Below are 14879 nucleotides of genomic sequence, written 5' to 3'. Positions count from 1 at the left end.
CCCGCTCCGCGGGCTTACGCTGTAGGAGCGAGCTTGCTCGCGAAGACGTCAGCACATTCAGCATCGTTGATGACTGACACTCCGCCTTCGCGAGCAAGCCCGCTCCCACATTAGGGTTGTGTATTAAACGATCGAGGTGGTTTCCCGCCTCTGCAATGATCAAAGATTTCCGGAGTACGCCATGGCTATCGCCGTTCCCGTGAACGCGGGCACTGACCCCACCTTGAAGCAGCGGCTCAAGCACGCCGAGCGGGTCAACCGCTGGAAGGCCCAGGCGTTGATTGCGCCGCTGGTGCTGTTTCTGTTGCTGGTGTTTCTGGTGCCGATCGTGGCGCTGCTCTACAAAAGCGTTGGCAACCCGGAAGTGGTCGGCGGCATGCCGCGCACCGTGACGGCCATCGCCAGTTGGGACGGCCGCGGCCTGCCCGCTGAACCGGTTTACAAAGCGGCGGCCGAAGACCTCGCCGACGCTCGCAAGAATCAGACCCTGGGTGATCTGTCCAAACGCCTGAACATGGAGCTGGCAGGTTATCGCAGCCTGCTGACCAAAACCGCCCGCGCCCTGCCGCTCGCCACTGAGCCGGCTTCTTATAAAGAAGCGCTGGAAGGCCTCGATGAGCGTTGGGGCGACCCGGCCTACTGGCAAGCGGTGCGCCGCAACACCAGCAGCATCACCCCGTATTACCTGCTGGCCGCTGTCGATCATCGCATCGATGACCTCGGTGAAATCGCCCCGGCCACCCCGGATCAGGCGATCTACCTCGACATCTTCGCCCGCACCTTCTGGATGGGCCTGATCATCACGGTGATCTGCCTGGTGCTGGCGTATCCCCTGGCTTACCTGTTGGCGAACCTGCCGTCGCGGCAGAGCAACCTGCTGATGATTCTGGTGCTGTTGCCGTTCTGGACCTCGATCCTGGTGCGGGTCGCGGCGTGGATCGTGTTGCTGCAATCGGGTGGCCTGATCAACAGCGGCCTGATGGCGATGGGCATCATCGATAAGCCGATCGAGCTGGTGTTCAACCGCGTCGGTGTCTACATCTCCATGGTGCACATCCTGCTGCCGTTCATGATCCTGCCGATCTACAGCGTGATGAAAGGCATTTCGCCGACCTACATGCGTGCCGCGATTTCCCTCGGCTGCCATCCGTTCGCCAGCTTCTGGCGGGTGTATTTCCCGCAGACCTATGCCGGTGTCGGCGCCGGTTGCCTGTTGGTGTTCATCCTCGCCATCGGCTACTACATCACCCCGGCATTGCTGGGCAGCCCGAATGATCAGATGGTCAGCTATTTCGTCGCCTTCTACACCAACACCAGCATCAACTGGGGCATGGCGACCGCACTCGGTGGGCTGCTGCTGTTGGCGACCGTGGTGCTTTATCTGATTTACAGCTGGCTGGTAGGCGCCAGTCGCCTGCGCCTGAGCTAAGGAGAGAACGAAATGCTGAGTCCTTATATGTCGCCCATCGAACGGGTGTGGTTCTACAGCTTGCGGATTCTCTGCGGCTTGATCCTGTTGTTCCTGATTCTGCCGGTGTTGGTGATCATTCCGCTGTCGTTCAACTCCGGCAGTTTCCTGGTGTACCCGCTGCAAGGTTTTTCGCTGCACTGGTATCAGGACTTCTTTGCCTCGGCGGAATGGATGCGTTCGTTGAAGAACAGCATGATCGTGGCCCCGGCAGCGACCGTGTTGGCGATGATCTTCGGTACGCTGGCGGCGATCGGCCTGACTCGGGGAGACTTCCCGGGCAAGGCGCTGGTGATGGCGCTGGTGATTTCGCCGATGGTGGTGCCGGTGGTGATCATCGGTGTGGCCAGTTACCTGACCTTCGCTCCACTGGGATTCGGCAACAGCTATACCTCGCTGATCGTGGTGCACGCCGTGCTGGGCGTGCCGTTCGTGATCATCACGGTGTCGGCGACCTTGCAGGGGTTCAACCACAACCTGGTGCGGGCCGCTGCGAGCCTGGGTGCTTCGCCGCTGACCACGTTCCGCCGGGTGACCTTGCCGCTGATCGCGCCGGGCGTGATCTCGGGGGCGTTGTTTGCCTTCGCGACTTCGTTCGATGAGGTGGTGGTGACGCTGTTCCTCGCAGGTCCCGAGCAAGCGACTCTGCCACGGCAGATGTTCAGCGGCATCCGCGAAAACCTCAGCCCGACCATCGCCGCCGCCGCGACGCTGCTGATTGCCTTCTCGGTGATCCTGCTGCTGACCCTGGAATGGCTGCGTGGGCGTAGCGAGAAATTGCGTACTGCGCAGGTCTGAAGCCACACACCGATCGGCTGTAACTGTAGGTGTAGGAGCGAGCTTGCTCGCGATGTACCTTAGAGCGACGCGGGCATTCAGAAGGCCCGCGTTATCGTTGGCGACCATCGCGAGTAAGCTCGCTCCTACAGTGTTTTTTGGTGTCCCCGGAAACCTTGGTCATTCATGACCTGAATACCAGCCAACCCCAAATCCCCAGCTACTCTTGTGCCCAGCTCCCCTACCTATAAGAGGCTGCGCACATGAGTCTTTCCTCTTTCAAAATCGCTCACAAATTGATCACTGGCGCAGGTGCCATCGAGCAACTGTCCGCCGAGCTGGCACGCCTGGACATCGACAACCCGCTGATCGTCACCGATGCCGCCCTGGTCAAGTCCGGCACCGTGGAGCTGGCACTGGCGCAGTTGGGCGAACGCAGCTACGAGATTTTCGACCGGGTACTGCCGGACCCGGAAATCGCCATCGTCGAAGACTGCATGCAGGTCTATCGCGACGGCGGGCATGATGGACTGATCGGCCTGGGCGGCGGCAGCGCCATCGACATTGCCAAGAGCGTGGCGGCCTATGCCGGCTACCACGGCGCGCTGGAGGATCTGTTCGGTATTGATCAGGTTCCGCGCAAAGGCCCGCCGCTGATCGCCATCCCGACCACGGCGGGTACCGGCTCGGAGGTGACCAACGTCGCCATCCTTTCCGACAAGGTTGCGCAACTGAAGAAGGGCATTGTCAGTGACTACCTGCTGCCGGACGTGGCGCTGGTCAGCCCGCAAATGACCCTGACCTGTCCGCGCAGTGTCACCGCCGCCAGCGGCGTCGATGCACTGGTGCATGCCATCGAGTCCTTTCTGTCGGTCAATGCATCGCCGATTACTGATGCGCTGGCTATCGGCGCGATCAAACTGATCGCCAAGGCTTTGCCAAAGGCCTATGCCAATCCTTCCAACCTGCAGGCCCGTGAAGACATGGCCACCGCCAGCCTGATGGCGGGCATGGCGTTCGGCAATGCCGGGGTTGGCGCGGTGCATGCGCTGGCGTATCCGCTGGGCGGGCGTTTCAACATCGCTCATGGTGTCAGTAATGCCTTGTTACTGTCCCATGTCATGACCTGGAACAAGATGGCCTGCATCGAACGCATGCAGGATATAGCCGAGGCCATGGGCGTGAAGACCGCGCATTTGAGTGCCAATGAAGCGGCCGACAAAGCCGTGGAGGCCATGAGCGCATTGTGCGCTGCAGTGGAAATCCCGTCTGGTTTGCGCAGTTTCGGGGTTCCCGAGGATGCAATCCCGGCCATGGCCATGGAAGCCGCGGAGATCGAACGTCTGATGCGCAATAACCCGCGCAAACTGAGTGCTGTCGATATCGAGAAGATCTACCGCGCGGCTTATTAGGCCACCCCAATCATCGCGGTCACGGTGCGCGCGTCAAAGCATGAGGTATACAATGCGCGCCATCGTGATTCTGCTCAGAAAAGGTGCGTCATGCAGCCCTTCGTAATTGCTCCGTCGATTCTCTCCGCCGACTTCGCCCGCCTGGGTGAGGAAGTGGACAACGTCCTGGCCGCCGGCGCCGACTTCGTGCACTTCGATGTCATGGACAACCACTATGTGCCGAACCTGACCATCGGCCCGATGGTCTGCTCGGCGCTGCGCAAGTACGGCGTGACCGCGCCGATCGACGCGCACCTGATGGTCAGCCCGGTGGACCGCATCGTGGGCGACTTCATCGAAGCCGGCGCGACGTACATCACCTTTCACCCGGAAGCCACCCGGCACGTTGACCGCTCCCTGCAACTGATCCGCGAAGGCGGCTGCAAGTCGGGCCTGGTGTTCAACCCGGCGACCCCGCTGGACGTGCTCAAGCACGTGATGGACAAGGTCGACATGATCCTGCTGATGAGCGTCAACCCGGGCTTCGGCGGGCAGAAGTTCATCCCCAGCACCCTCGACAAATTGCGTGAGGCACGGGCGTTGATCGATGCGTCCGGTCGTGACATTCGCCTGGAAATCGACGGCGGCGTGAACGTGAACAACATTCGCGAAATCGCAGCGGCCGGTGCCGACACCTTCGTCGCCGGCTCGGCCATCTTCAATGCGCCGAACTATCAGGAAGTCATCGAAAGGATGCGTTCCGAACTGGCGCTGGCTCGCCCATGAGTGGTTTTGAGCAGCTGTTCCCGGGCCGCCTGCCGCGTCTGGTGATGTTCGATCTGGATGGCACGCTGGTCGATTCGGTCCCGGATCTCGCCGCGGCAGTGGACAACATGCTGCTCAAACTCGGGCGCCAGCCTGTCGGCATCGAGTCGGTGCGTGACTGGGTCGGCAACGGTGTGCACATGCTGGTACGCCGGGCGCTGGCCAATCACATCGACGCCGAGGGTGTCGATGAGATCGAAGCCGAACATGCCCTGGAACTGTTCAACGGCTTTTATGAGGACGGTCACGAGCTGACGGTGGTTTACCCCGGCGTGCGCGATACTCTCAAATGGCTGCAAAAGCAGGGCGTCGAGATGGCGCTGATCACCAACAAGCCGGAGCGTTTCGTCGCGCCGTTGCTGGATCAGATGAAAATCGGTCGTTATTTCCGCTGGATCATCGGCGGCGATACCCTGCCACAGAAAAAACCCGATCCGGCCGCGCTGTTTTTCGTGATGAAAATGGCCAACATTCCGGCTTCGCAGTCGTTGTTCGTTGGCGATTCGCGCAGCGATGTGCTGGCGGCGAAAGCGGCGGGGGTCAAGTGCGTGGCCCTGAGTTATGGCTATAACCACGGCCGGCCGATTGCCGAAGAGTCGCCGGCGTTGGTGATCGACGATCTGCGCAAGCTAATTCCCGGTTGCCTGGATCCGGCCGCTGAGATAACGTTGGTCGACGCTGTCAAACCCCCTTCTGGAAACGCCATCGTGGTGGTCACTCGCAAACTCTGGATGAAAGTCATCAAGGCCCTGGCCCGCTGGCGTTGGCGCGCCTGACTTGATCCTGGCCGGTTTCCGGCGCGTTTGCATACCTGACTGTTCGACCCTCAAGCCACGAGGCACCTCATGATCCGCGAAGAATTCCTGCGTTTGGCCGCTGCCGGCTACAACCGCATCCCGCTTGCCTGCGAAACCCTGGCCGACTTCGACACGCCGCTGTCGATCTACCTGAAGCTGGCCGACGAGCCTAATTCCTACTTGCTGGAGTCTGTACAGGGCGGCGAGAAGTGGGGGCGTTACTCGATCATCGGGTTGCCGTGCCGCACCGTGCTGCGGGTTCACGACCACCACGTGAGCGTGACCGTCGATGGTGTCGAGACCGAAAGCCACGACGTGGAAGACCCGCTGGCCTTCGTCGAAGCCTTCAAGGCTCGCTACAATGTGCCGACCATTGCCGGCCTGCCGCGCTTCAATGGCGGCCTGGTGGGCTACTTCGGTTATGACTGCGTGCGTTACGTGGAAAAGCGTCTGGGCAAGTGCCCGAACCCGGATCCGCTGGGCGTGCCGGACATTCTGCTGATGGTCTCCGACGCCGTCGTGGTGTTCGACAACCTCGCTGGCAAGATGCACGCCATCGTACTGGCCGACCCGGCTCAGGAAGACGCCTTCGAGCAAGGTCGCGCTCGCCTGGAAGAGCTCCTGGAAAAGCTGCGTCAGCCGATCACCCCGCGCCGTGGCCTGGACTTCAGCAAGCAGCAAGCGGCTGACCCGGTGTTTCGCTCCAGCTTCACCCAGGACGATTACGAAAGAGCCGTCGACACCATCAAGGAATACATCCTGGCCGGTGACTGCATGCAGGTCGTGCCGTCCCAGCGCATGTCGATTGATTTCAAGGCAGCACCCATCGATCTGTATCGCGCGCTGCGCTGCTTCAACCCGACGCCTTACATGTACTTCTTCAACTTCGGCGACTTCCACGTCGTCGGCAGTTCGCCGGAAGTGCTGGTACGGGTCGAAGACAACCTGATCACCGTGCGTCCGATTGCCGGCACCCGTCCGCGCGGGGCCAACGAAGAGGCTGATCTGGCACTGGAAAAAGACCTGCTGTCGGATGCCAAGGAAATTGCCGAGCACTTGATGCTGATCGACCTCGGTCGTAACGACACCGGTCGCGTATCGGAGATCGGTTCGGTGAAGCTCACCGAGAAGATGGTGATCGAGCGTTACTCCAACGTGATGCACATCGTGTCGAACGTCACCGGGCAGCTGAAAGCCGGGCTGACGGCAATGGACGCGCTGCGAGCGATTCTGCCGGCGGGCACTTTGTCCGGTGCGCCGAAGATTCGCGCGATGGAAATCATCGACGAGCTGGAGCCGGTCAAGCGGGGTGTCTACGGCGGTGCGGTCGGTTACTTCGCCTGGAACGGCAACATGGACACCGCCATTGCGATCCGCACGGCGGTGATCAAGAACGGCGAACTGCATGTGCAGGCCGGTGGCGGCATCGTCGCCGACTCGGTGCCGGCGCTGGAATGGGAAGAAACCCTGAACAAGCGCCGCGCAATGTTCCGTGCCGTTGCCCTGGCCGAACAAACGCCGAACGCCTGATTCCACAAGGGTTACACCCCCATAAAAAACGCGGCGCCTGTGAGGGCGCCGCGTTTTTTATTGCCTGCACATCAGAAGTCCAGCGCAACACCTACGTTGATGCCTTGTTGGGTGAAGTCGTCGTCCTTGCGAATGTTGTAGCTGGCGCGCAGTGCCAGGTCCCGGGTGAGGTTGTGGCTCACGCCCAGGTTCAGGCGGCTCAGGTGCGATTGCGGGGTGTAGCCTTGCAGCGTGAACTGATTGTTCGGCAGGCTGTTGAGGTTGATGCCCACGTTCTGGGTGTCGTCGTTGTACTCGCGCTCGACAGCCACTTCGCCGAAGACCTGGGTTTGCGGGGTGAACTGGTATTTGCCCTGCAGACCAGCGCCCAGGCGGCGGGAAATGCGGTCCTGATCGGCGAAGGTCAGCGCCGTGGAGTCGTTGCCGTCTTCAGAGTAACCGTCGACTTGCACCTTGGCGAAATCGGCGCTGACAAACGGCGACAGATGCCAGGGGCTGCTGGCCTGTTGTGCAATGTCGTAACCCAGGCGAGCGCTGAAAGCTTCGACGTAGCCGCTGGTATCGCCTTTTTCGCCGCGTTCATTGACGCCCAACTGGAATTTGCGCTTGAGGCTGTCGTAATCCAGATGCCCGGCCGTCAATGCCGCGTCGGCCCACACACGGTTTTGCTGGTATTGGGCGAATACCGTGCCCAGGTAAGTGTTGAGCTTGTAGTCGGAATCGTTGCTGCCGGCTTCGAGCTTCTGGTTATAGAAGCCGGCCGCCAGACCGACGCGCCAGGCATCATCAAGACGATAACTGCCACCGATGTTCAGGTTGGCTCCGTTGCCGTCGGCACTGACCGCGCTGTCCTGACCGTCAAAGTCCTGATGCTGTCCGCCGCCGGCAACAATGGCTCGCCATTGGCCGACGCCTTGCCAGTTTTCCCAATCGGCCAGCCACTGATTGCGCAATTCATCCTGATGCGCGCGCACGGTGCCCTGGGCCATTTCCGGCAGCAAGGTCAGCTCCCACGGCGCTGCCAACAGGGAGTACGCGTAATCGGCAATCAGGCGTTGCCCGGCTTCGGTGGGGTGCACAGAGTCGTTGAAGATCAGCTTGGTCGGGTCCGGCGTGGCGCTGTTGATGCCGTATCGGGCATTCTCGGTGCAACCGTTGCCGCTGAAGCAGGTGGTGATGAGGTTCTGGTCGGTGGCCAGGCCAAACTGTGCCGGGTTGGCGAACGTCTCTTTGAGCAGTACCGGAATGTTGAGCGGGATGACTGAGGCATTGATGTTTTGCAGTCGGCTTACCAGTTCAGTGTTGAACTGGGTGCTGAGCTGGGACGTGAACGCTTGCAGCGGGGTGCCATTGAATGCCGGGGTAAAGCCGATATCGGGCAGCAACCAGACCATGACGTATTTGGCGCCGGCGGTTTGCAGCGCCTGCACGCTGTCGGCCAGTCTGTCAGCTGCGGCGCTGGCCTGGGGCAGGCTGGTGACGCGCCCCTGGAGGAAGTCGTTGCCGCCGCCTGACAGGTAATACAGCGCATTCGGGTCGGCGCGGAAGTTGTTCGACGGCAGGTATCCGGCTCGGGTGCGAGCGCCGGTGTCGGAAGTGCTGGTGATCGAATCCAGAATCTGATCCGTGCGGTAGCCGCCGACGGCCCAGTTGTTGCCATCCGGCTGGCCGTTGCTGGCGCGCACTGCCGAAGATGAGGACGCGGTCTGGTCCGCCGAGAATCCCAGTTTTCCACCCAGTATCTGCGTGGAGTTGAGCGAGCGGACTTCGCCGCTGCCATCCAGGTACACCGGCCCCGTACGGTTGGTAAAGCGTTGTGTCGCCCCGGCAGGCCCGCCAGTGTCGGCAAAGGTCCCGGCGTCGTTGAGGCTGTCCCCGAAGACAATGTAGCTTGTATAAGGATTGGGAGCGGCGTTCGCCTGGGCGCATGCCATAGCGAGCAAGCATCCTGCGAGCGGTACAAACAACGACTGTTTGATCATGAGCAAGTCCGTTTATTTATTGTTGTAGTGAACGAAACGACAGTACCAAAAACTTTCGGCCTTTTGCCATCTGTCGCGAAGCCTTTAAGAGTTTCGCGGGCAGTACCCCCGGCGATATTGCACGCTCTGCTAAGCTAAGTTACTGTGCCGGGACGTACGAATGAGACCTTCCCCGTGTTGATCATCAGTAAACTCCTGGATCAAGTCATCAAGGCACACGCCCGCTGGCGTTGGCGCGCCTGAATTCTTTTGCCGGCCTGGCCGGACCTGTACCGCTTTGCCTTCTTTACCTGTTTGAAATGCCGCTTTGCTGGCGCTACTCCGGCACCTGACAAAGTGCAGCGCTCTGCGGGTCAATCATTCGAAGGCCATCTTTAAAGTCAGTGAATTCAAGAGGTTCTTAACGCCATGTTGCTGATGATCGATAACTACGACTCCTTTACCTACAACGTTGTGCAGTACCTGGGCGAGCTCGGCTCCCAGGTCAAGGTCGTGCGCAACGATGAACTGACCATCGCTGAAATCGAAGCCCTCAATCCTGAGCGTATCGTTGTGTCCCCCGGTCCTTGCACCCCGACCGAAGCCGGTATTTCGATTGAAGCGATCAAGCATTTCGCCGGCAAACTGCCGATTCTTGGCGTCTGCCTTGGCCACCAATCCATCGGCCAGGCCTTTGGCGGTGACGTGGTGCGTGCCCGTCAAGTGATGCACGGTAAGACTAGCCCGGTATTTCACGAGGACAAGGGCGTATTCGCAGGCCTGAATCGCCCGCTGACGGTGACCCGCTATCATTCATTGATCGTCAAGCGTGAAACCCTGCCCGATTGCCTGGAGCTGACGGCCTGGACCCAGCTCGAAGACGGCTCGGTCGACGAGATCATGGGCCTGCGTCACAAGACCCTGAACATCGAGGGCGTGCAGTTTCACCCGGAATCGATTCTCACCGAGCAGGGCCACGAACTGTTCGCCAACTTCCTCAAACAAACCGGCGGCACGCGCTAAGGACTTTTCATGAACATCAAGACAGCCCTGAGCCGCATCGTCGATCACCTCGACCTCAGTACCGATGAAATGCGCGACGTCATGCGCGAAATCATGACCGGGCAATGCTCCGACGCGCAGATTGGCGCGTTCATGATGGCCATGCGCATGAAGAGCGAAAGCATCGACGAAATCGTCGGTGCCGTGTCGGTGATGCGCGAGCTGGCGGACAAGGTCGAACTCAAGACACTCGACGGTGTGGTCGATGTGGTCGGCACCGGCGGTGACGGTGCGAACATCTTCAACGTGTCGACCGCGGCTGCGTTCGTGGTTTCCGCTGCTGGCTGCACCGTGGCCAAACATGGCAACCGTGCAGTCTCGGGCAAGAGCGGCAGTGCTGATCTGCTGGAGGCGGCCGGCATTTACCTGAACCTGACGCCGGTGCAAGTGGCGCGTTGCATTGACAACGTTGGTATTGGTTTCATGTTTGCCCAGACTCATCACTCTGCGATGAAATACGCTGCAAGTCCGCGCCGTGAGCTGGGGCTGCGTACATTGTTCAACATGCTCGGCCCGCTTACGAATCCGGCCGGTGTGAAGCATCAGGTGGTAGGCGTATTCACCCAGGCCTTGTGCCGGCCGCTGGCGGAAGTATTGCAGCGCCTGGGCAGCAAACATGTGCTGGTGGTGCATTCGAAGGATGGCCTGGATGAATTCAGCCTGGCAGCACCGACCTTCGTGGCAGAGTTGAAAAACGACCAGATCACCGAGTATTGGGTCGAGCCGGAAGACCTGGGCATGAAGAGCCAGAGCCTGCATGGCCTGGCGGTGGATAGCCCGGCGGCTTCCCTTGAGCTGATTCGTGATGCCCTGGGCAAGCGCAAGACGGAGAACGGTCAGAAAGCGGCCGAAATGATCATGCTCAATGCCGGTGCTGCGCTGTACGCCGCTGACCATGCCAGCAGTTTGAAAGAGGGAGTTGCACTTGCGCACGATGCGCTGCACACCGGTCTCGCTCGAGAGAAGCTCGAGGAACTGGGTGCGTTTACCGCGGTATTCAAAGTGGAGAATGAGGGATGAGTGTACCGACGGTTCTGGAAAACATTCTGGCCCGCAAGGTTCAGGAAGTCGCCGAGCGTAGCGCCCGTGTGAGCTTGAGCGAGCTGGAAAGTCTGGCCAAGGCGGCCGATGCACCCCGTGGTTTTGCCAAGGCATTGCTGGAGCAAGCCAAGAAAAAACAGCCAGCGGTGATTGCCGAAATCAAGAAAGCCTCGCCGAGCAAAGGCGTGATCCGCGAGAACTTCATTCCCGCCGATATTGCCAGAAGCTACGAAAAGGGCGGCGCGACCTGCCTGTCGGTACTCACCGACATCGACTACTTCCAGGGCGCCGATGCCTATCTGCAGCAGGCCCGTGCCGCGTGCAACCTGCCGGTGATCCGCAAGGACTTCATGATCGATCCGTACCAGATCGTCGAAGCCCGTGCGCTGGGCGCCGATTGCGTGCTGTTGATCGTCTCCGCGCTGGACGACGTGAAAATGGCCGAGCTGGCGGCCGTGGCCAAAAGCGTCAATCTCGATGTGCTGGTTGAAGTGCACGACGGCGACGAACTGGAGCGCGCGTTGAAAACCCTCGACACGCCGCTTGTCGGGGTCAACAACCGTAACCTGCACACCTTTGACGTCAGCCTGGAAACCACTCTTGACCTGTTGCCGCGTATCCCGCGTGATCGTCTGGTCATCACCGAGAGCGGCATCCTCAACCGTGCCGATGTCGAGTTGATGGAAATCAGCGACGTCTACGCGTTCCTGGTCGGTGAAGCGTTCATGCGTGCCGAAAGCCCGGGTACCGAGTTGCAGCGCCTGTTCTTCCCTGAGCGCGGTGTGCCCGTCAGCGGTTCTACACTCGACTGATTACCCGCAGATCGAGTTGACCCCTCCACGAGCAAGCCCGCTCCCACACAGAAATTTGCTAACACCAGAAATCCAGTGTGGGAGCGGGCTTGCTCGCGAAGGCGGCATAAGATGCACCACAGACTTCATGTCCTACGGAATAGCTTATGACCTCACCCATCCCCCTGACCATCGAAGCCGGCCTGCAAGCCGAGCAGGATCTGTTGGCCTCGGTCTGCGCCGGCGACGCCGAGTTCGGCCTGCTGTTCTGGCAGCCGACCGATCGGGCACTGGTCATGCCGCGCCGCTTGAATCGCTTGCCCGGTTTCGAAGCCGCGTGCGAAGTGTCGGCGGCGGCAGGTTGGCCGGTGCTGTTGCGTGAAACCGGTGGTGAGCCGGTGCCGCAATCGGCCTCGACCATCAACATCGCACTGGTTTACGCGCCGCCGCGCAGCGAAGGGGATTTGAACCGTATCGAGACCGGTTACCGGCGCTTGTGCGATCCGATCTGTCAGTTGCTCGATGAGTTGGGTGGCACTTCATCTCTGGGTGAAATCGAAGGCGCTTTCTGTGACGGTCGCTTCAACGTCAACCTCGATGGACGCAAAATGGTCGGTACCGCCCAGCGCTGGCGCCAGAGTCAGGGTGGGCAGCGTCCGGTGGGGCTGGTACATGGAGCGATGCTTCTGGATAACGAGCGAGAGTCGATGGTCGCCGCGGTCAATCGTTTCAATGAGGCCTGCGGTCTGGAGCAACGAGTCCGCGCCGAAAGTCACATTGCGCTGCATGAGAAGTTCAAGGCGCCCGATGCATTGGCGCGCCTCGATAAACTCTACCGGTTGATGCTGGCGCAGATGTTCAGCGGCTAGGTTTTCGAGCTTATCGCGTACCGAAGACCACCATGGTCTTGCCTTTGACGTCCACCAGGTTGCGTTCTTCCAGATCCTTGAGCACGCGACCGACCATCTCCCGGGAACAACCGACAATCCGCCCGATTTCCTGACGGGTCACCTTGATTTGCATGCCGTCGGGGTGAGTCATGGCGTCTGGCTGTTTGCACAGCTCCAGCAGGCAGCGGGCAACGCGGCCAGTCACGTCAAAAAATGCCAGGTCACCGACCTTGCGCGTGGTGTTGCGCAGGCGCTGTGCGATTTGTCCGCTGAGGACGTAAAGAATGTCCGGATCCTGCAGGGATAACTCGCGGAATTTTGCGTAGCTGATTTCCGCAACTTCGCATTCAACCTTGGCCCGCACCCAGGCACTGCGTTCCTGCTCCAGGCCGGCTTGCTCAAACAGGCCCAACTCGCCGAAAAAGTCCCCGGCGTTCAGGTAGGAAATGATCATTTCCCGGCCGTCGTCATCTTCAATCAGGATGGTGACTGAGCCTTTGAGGATGAAAAACAGCGTTTCCGAGCGGTCGCCAGCACAAATGATGTTGCTCTTGGCCTGATAACGGCGGCGCTGGCAATGCATCAACAGCTTGTCGAGGTTCTTGATCTTGGGGTTGGGGGCAATAGCAACCATGGTTGTATCCCGAAAAGACTGCACGGTATGTTTGGTTTTTATGAATAGTGAACGCTGGAGTAAAGCTGGCCATGCGCCATTGAATTGGCGTCAGCTTAACAGACACTTCCTGAAATATTCGAGCATTTACCTACAAGTTGGTGGGATATGTCCTAGGACGCCGGACGCTGTCAATCACGGGGCCTGTGCTAAGCTGGCGACCCTTTTTTATACAGTGGAGTCTTGGCGATGAAGGCACGCATCCAATGGGCTGGCGAAGCCATGTTCCTCGGCGAATCCGGTAGCGGTCATGTCGTGGTCATGGACGGTCCGCCCGATGCCGGTGGACGCAATCTGGGTGTCCGGCCGATGGAAATGCTGCTGCTGGGTGTCGGCGGTTGCAGCAATTTCGATGTGGTCAGCATCCTCAAGAAGTCCCGCCAGGCGGTCGAAAGCTGTGAAGCCTTCCTTGAAGCCGAGCGTGCGACCGAAGATCCAAAGGTGTTCACCAGGATCCACATGCACTTCGTGGTCAAGGGCCGCGGCCTGAAAGAAGCCCAGGTCAAGCGCGCCATCGAATTGTCTGCCGAGAAGTATTGCTCGGCCTCGATCATGCTCGGCGCGGCAGGCGTGGCAATCACCCACGACTACGAGATCATCGAGCTCGGTTGAATCGACATTCAACTATCATAAAAGCAGTGCAGACTCTGGCGAACACAAGCTGACGTCTGCATAATGCGCCACTTTTTTCAGGGTAGTGGCCCGTCAGCCGACAGGCCTCGTACCCGAACAGACAACCAAAATCGCCATCGCGAAGAGGTGTTAACCGTCCTACGCAGCTGCGTTGTTCGCATCTGACGGGCATGCTTGATCACGCGGCCTGGCCGCAAACACATAGAGAGTTTTTAACGGTGAAAAGCAAACTCAAGCTCCACGGGTTCAATAACCTGACAAAGACCTTGAGCTTCAACATCTATGACATCTGCTACGCGGAAACCCCGCAAGACCAGCAGGCTTACGTCGAGTACATCAATAAAGAGTACAACGCGAAGCGCCTGACGCAGATTCTCACGGAAGTTGTCGATATCATTGGTGCCAACATCCTGAACATTGCCAGTCAGGACTATGAGCCGCAGGGCGCCAGCGTCACGATCCTGATCTCCGAAGAGCCGGTAACCCCGACCGATAGTCAGATCGAAGAATCCCCGGGCCCGCTGCCCGAAATCATTCTGGCCCACCTCGACAAGAGCCACATCACGGTGCACACCTACCCGGAAATCCATCCGGTCAGCGGTATTGCAACTTTCCGTGTGGACATCGACGTGTCGACTTGCGGGGTCATTTCACCGCTTAAAGCGCTCAACTTCCTGATTCACCAGTTCGATTCGGACATCGTGACCGTGGACTACCGTGTGCGCGGCTTCACCCGTGACGTTGAAGGCAAAAAGCACTTCATCGACCATGAGATCAATTCGATCCAGAACTACCTCTCCGACGACACTTACGACGCGTACCAGATGACCGACGTGAACGTGTACCAGGAAAACCTGTTCCACACCAAGATGCTGCTGAAGAACTTCGAACTGGATAACTACCTGTTCGGCGATGCCACCAGCAACCTGTCCTCTGAGCAGCGCGCCCAGGTGACCGAGCGGGTGAAACACGAAATGCTCGAAATCTTCTACGCGCGCAACATGGCGTAAGCTTTTCAAGCACAAAAAAGGCGACTCCCT

Annotated in this window: 14 protein-coding genes; 12 read left to right on the top strand and 2 right to left on the bottom strand. The window is 59.6% G+C overall.

Annotation, left to right across the window (positions count from 1 at the left end; translation table 11 throughout):
- Nucleotides 1-181: 181 nt before the first annotated feature.
- The 6 genes from AC06G5_RS27550 to trpE all read left to right on the top strand — a co-directional run bounded on the left by AC06G5_RS27550 (nucleotide 182) and on the right by trpE (nucleotide 6788).
- Entirely contained in the window at nucleotides 182-1429 is a 1248-nt protein-coding gene (locus AC06G5_RS27550; protein WP_057396328.1) for an ABC transporter permease, read from the top strand.
- A 12-nt stretch (nucleotides 1430-1441) separates the two neighbouring features.
- Nucleotides 1442-2266, top strand: coding sequence for an ABC transporter permease (locus AC06G5_RS27545; RefSeq protein ID WP_008017428.1), 825 nt, complete (start codon nucleotides 1442-1444; stop codon nucleotides 2264-2266).
- A gap of 242 nt (nucleotides 2267-2508) precedes the next feature.
- The gene (locus AC06G5_RS27540; protein ID WP_413703930.1) at nucleotides 2509-3657 is read left to right on the top strand and encodes an iron-containing alcohol dehydrogenase; all 1149 of its coding nucleotides are present in this window, start codon (nucleotides 2509-2511) and stop codon (nucleotides 3655-3657) included.
- Nucleotides 3658-3747: 90 nt separating this feature from the next.
- The gene (rpe, locus tag AC06G5_RS27535; RefSeq protein ID WP_413424195.1) at nucleotides 3748-4422 is read left to right on the top strand and encodes a ribulose-phosphate 3-epimerase; all 675 of its coding nucleotides are present in this window, start codon (nucleotides 3748-3750) and stop codon (nucleotides 4420-4422) included.
- The gene (locus AC06G5_RS27530) at nucleotides 4419-5237 is read left to right on the top strand and encodes a phosphoglycolate phosphatase (protein ID WP_413424197.1); all 819 of its coding nucleotides are present in this window, start codon (nucleotides 4419-4421) and stop codon (nucleotides 5235-5237) included. Before rpe ends, AC06G5_RS27530 begins: the two co-directional genes overlap by 4 nt.
- A 69-nt stretch (nucleotides 5238-5306) precedes the next feature.
- Nucleotides 5307-6788, top strand: coding sequence for an anthranilate synthase component I (gene trpE, locus AC06G5_RS27525; protein ID WP_413424199.1), 1482 nt, complete (start codon nucleotides 5307-5309; stop codon nucleotides 6786-6788).
- Nucleotides 6789-6859: 71 nt separating this feature from the next.
- Here the strand turns inward: trpE and estP are convergent, their stop codons facing one another.
- Nucleotides 6860-8770 carry an esterase EstP gene (gene estP / locus AC06G5_RS27520; protein WP_413424201.1) on the bottom strand — a complete coding sequence of 637 codons (1911 nt, stop codon included), beginning with the start codon at nucleotides 8768-8770 and terminating at the stop codon, nucleotides 6860-6862.
- 408 nt (nucleotides 8771-9178) lie between these two features.
- Here estP and AC06G5_RS27515 point away from each other — a divergent pair, with 408 nt between their 5' ends.
- From AC06G5_RS27515 to AC06G5_RS27500, 4 genes are all read left to right on the top strand, one after another.
- Complete coding sequence (locus tag AC06G5_RS27515; protein ID WP_007980194.1) at nucleotides 9179-9772, top strand: aminodeoxychorismate/anthranilate synthase component II; 594 nt, start codon at nucleotides 9179-9181, stop codon at nucleotides 9770-9772.
- A 9-nt stretch (nucleotides 9773-9781) separates the two neighbouring features.
- The gene (gene trpD, locus AC06G5_RS27510; protein ID WP_223548332.1) at nucleotides 9782-10831 is read left to right on the top strand and encodes an anthranilate phosphoribosyltransferase; all 1050 of its coding nucleotides are present in this window, start codon (nucleotides 9782-9784) and stop codon (nucleotides 10829-10831) included.
- Nucleotides 10828-11664 carry an indole-3-glycerol phosphate synthase TrpC gene (gene trpC, locus AC06G5_RS27505; RefSeq protein WP_008017435.1) on the top strand — a complete coding sequence of 279 codons (837 nt, stop codon included), beginning with the start codon at nucleotides 10828-10830 and terminating at the stop codon, nucleotides 11662-11664. The genes trpD and trpC overlap by 4 nt, the downstream gene beginning before the upstream one ends.
- A 146-nt stretch (nucleotides 11665-11810) precedes the next feature.
- Entirely contained in the window at nucleotides 11811-12512 is a 702-nt protein-coding gene (locus AC06G5_RS27500; protein WP_413424204.1) for a lipoate--protein ligase family protein, read from the top strand.
- A gap of 10 nt (nucleotides 12513-12522) precedes the next feature.
- Here the strand turns inward: AC06G5_RS27500 and crp are convergent, their stop codons facing one another.
- Nucleotides 12523-13167 carry a cAMP-activated global transcriptional regulator CRP gene (gene crp / locus AC06G5_RS27495; RefSeq protein ID WP_322615055.1) on the bottom strand — a complete coding sequence of 215 codons (645 nt, stop codon included), beginning with the start codon at nucleotides 13165-13167 and terminating at the stop codon, nucleotides 12523-12525.
- A gap of 228 nt (nucleotides 13168-13395) precedes the next feature.
- Here crp and AC06G5_RS27490 point away from each other — a divergent pair, with 228 nt between their 5' ends.
- Together AC06G5_RS27490 and speD are read left to right on the top strand one after the other, a co-directional pair.
- Nucleotides 13396-13818: an OsmC family protein gene (locus AC06G5_RS27490; RefSeq protein ID WP_007994936.1), complete on the top strand. Its 423-nt coding sequence runs from the start codon at nucleotides 13396-13398 to the stop codon at nucleotides 13816-13818.
- Nucleotides 13819-14057: 239 nt separating this feature from the next.
- On the top strand, nucleotides 14058-14849 hold the full coding sequence (gene speD, locus AC06G5_RS27485) for an adenosylmethionine decarboxylase (RefSeq protein ID WP_007986012.1): 792 nt from the start codon (nucleotides 14058-14060) through the stop codon (nucleotides 14847-14849).
- Nucleotides 14850-14879 lie beyond the last annotated feature (30 nt).

The sequence above is a fragment of the Pseudomonas sp. WT-JTC genome (assembly GCF_056711565.1).
This window is presented reverse-complemented; position numbering and strand designations above follow the sequence as displayed.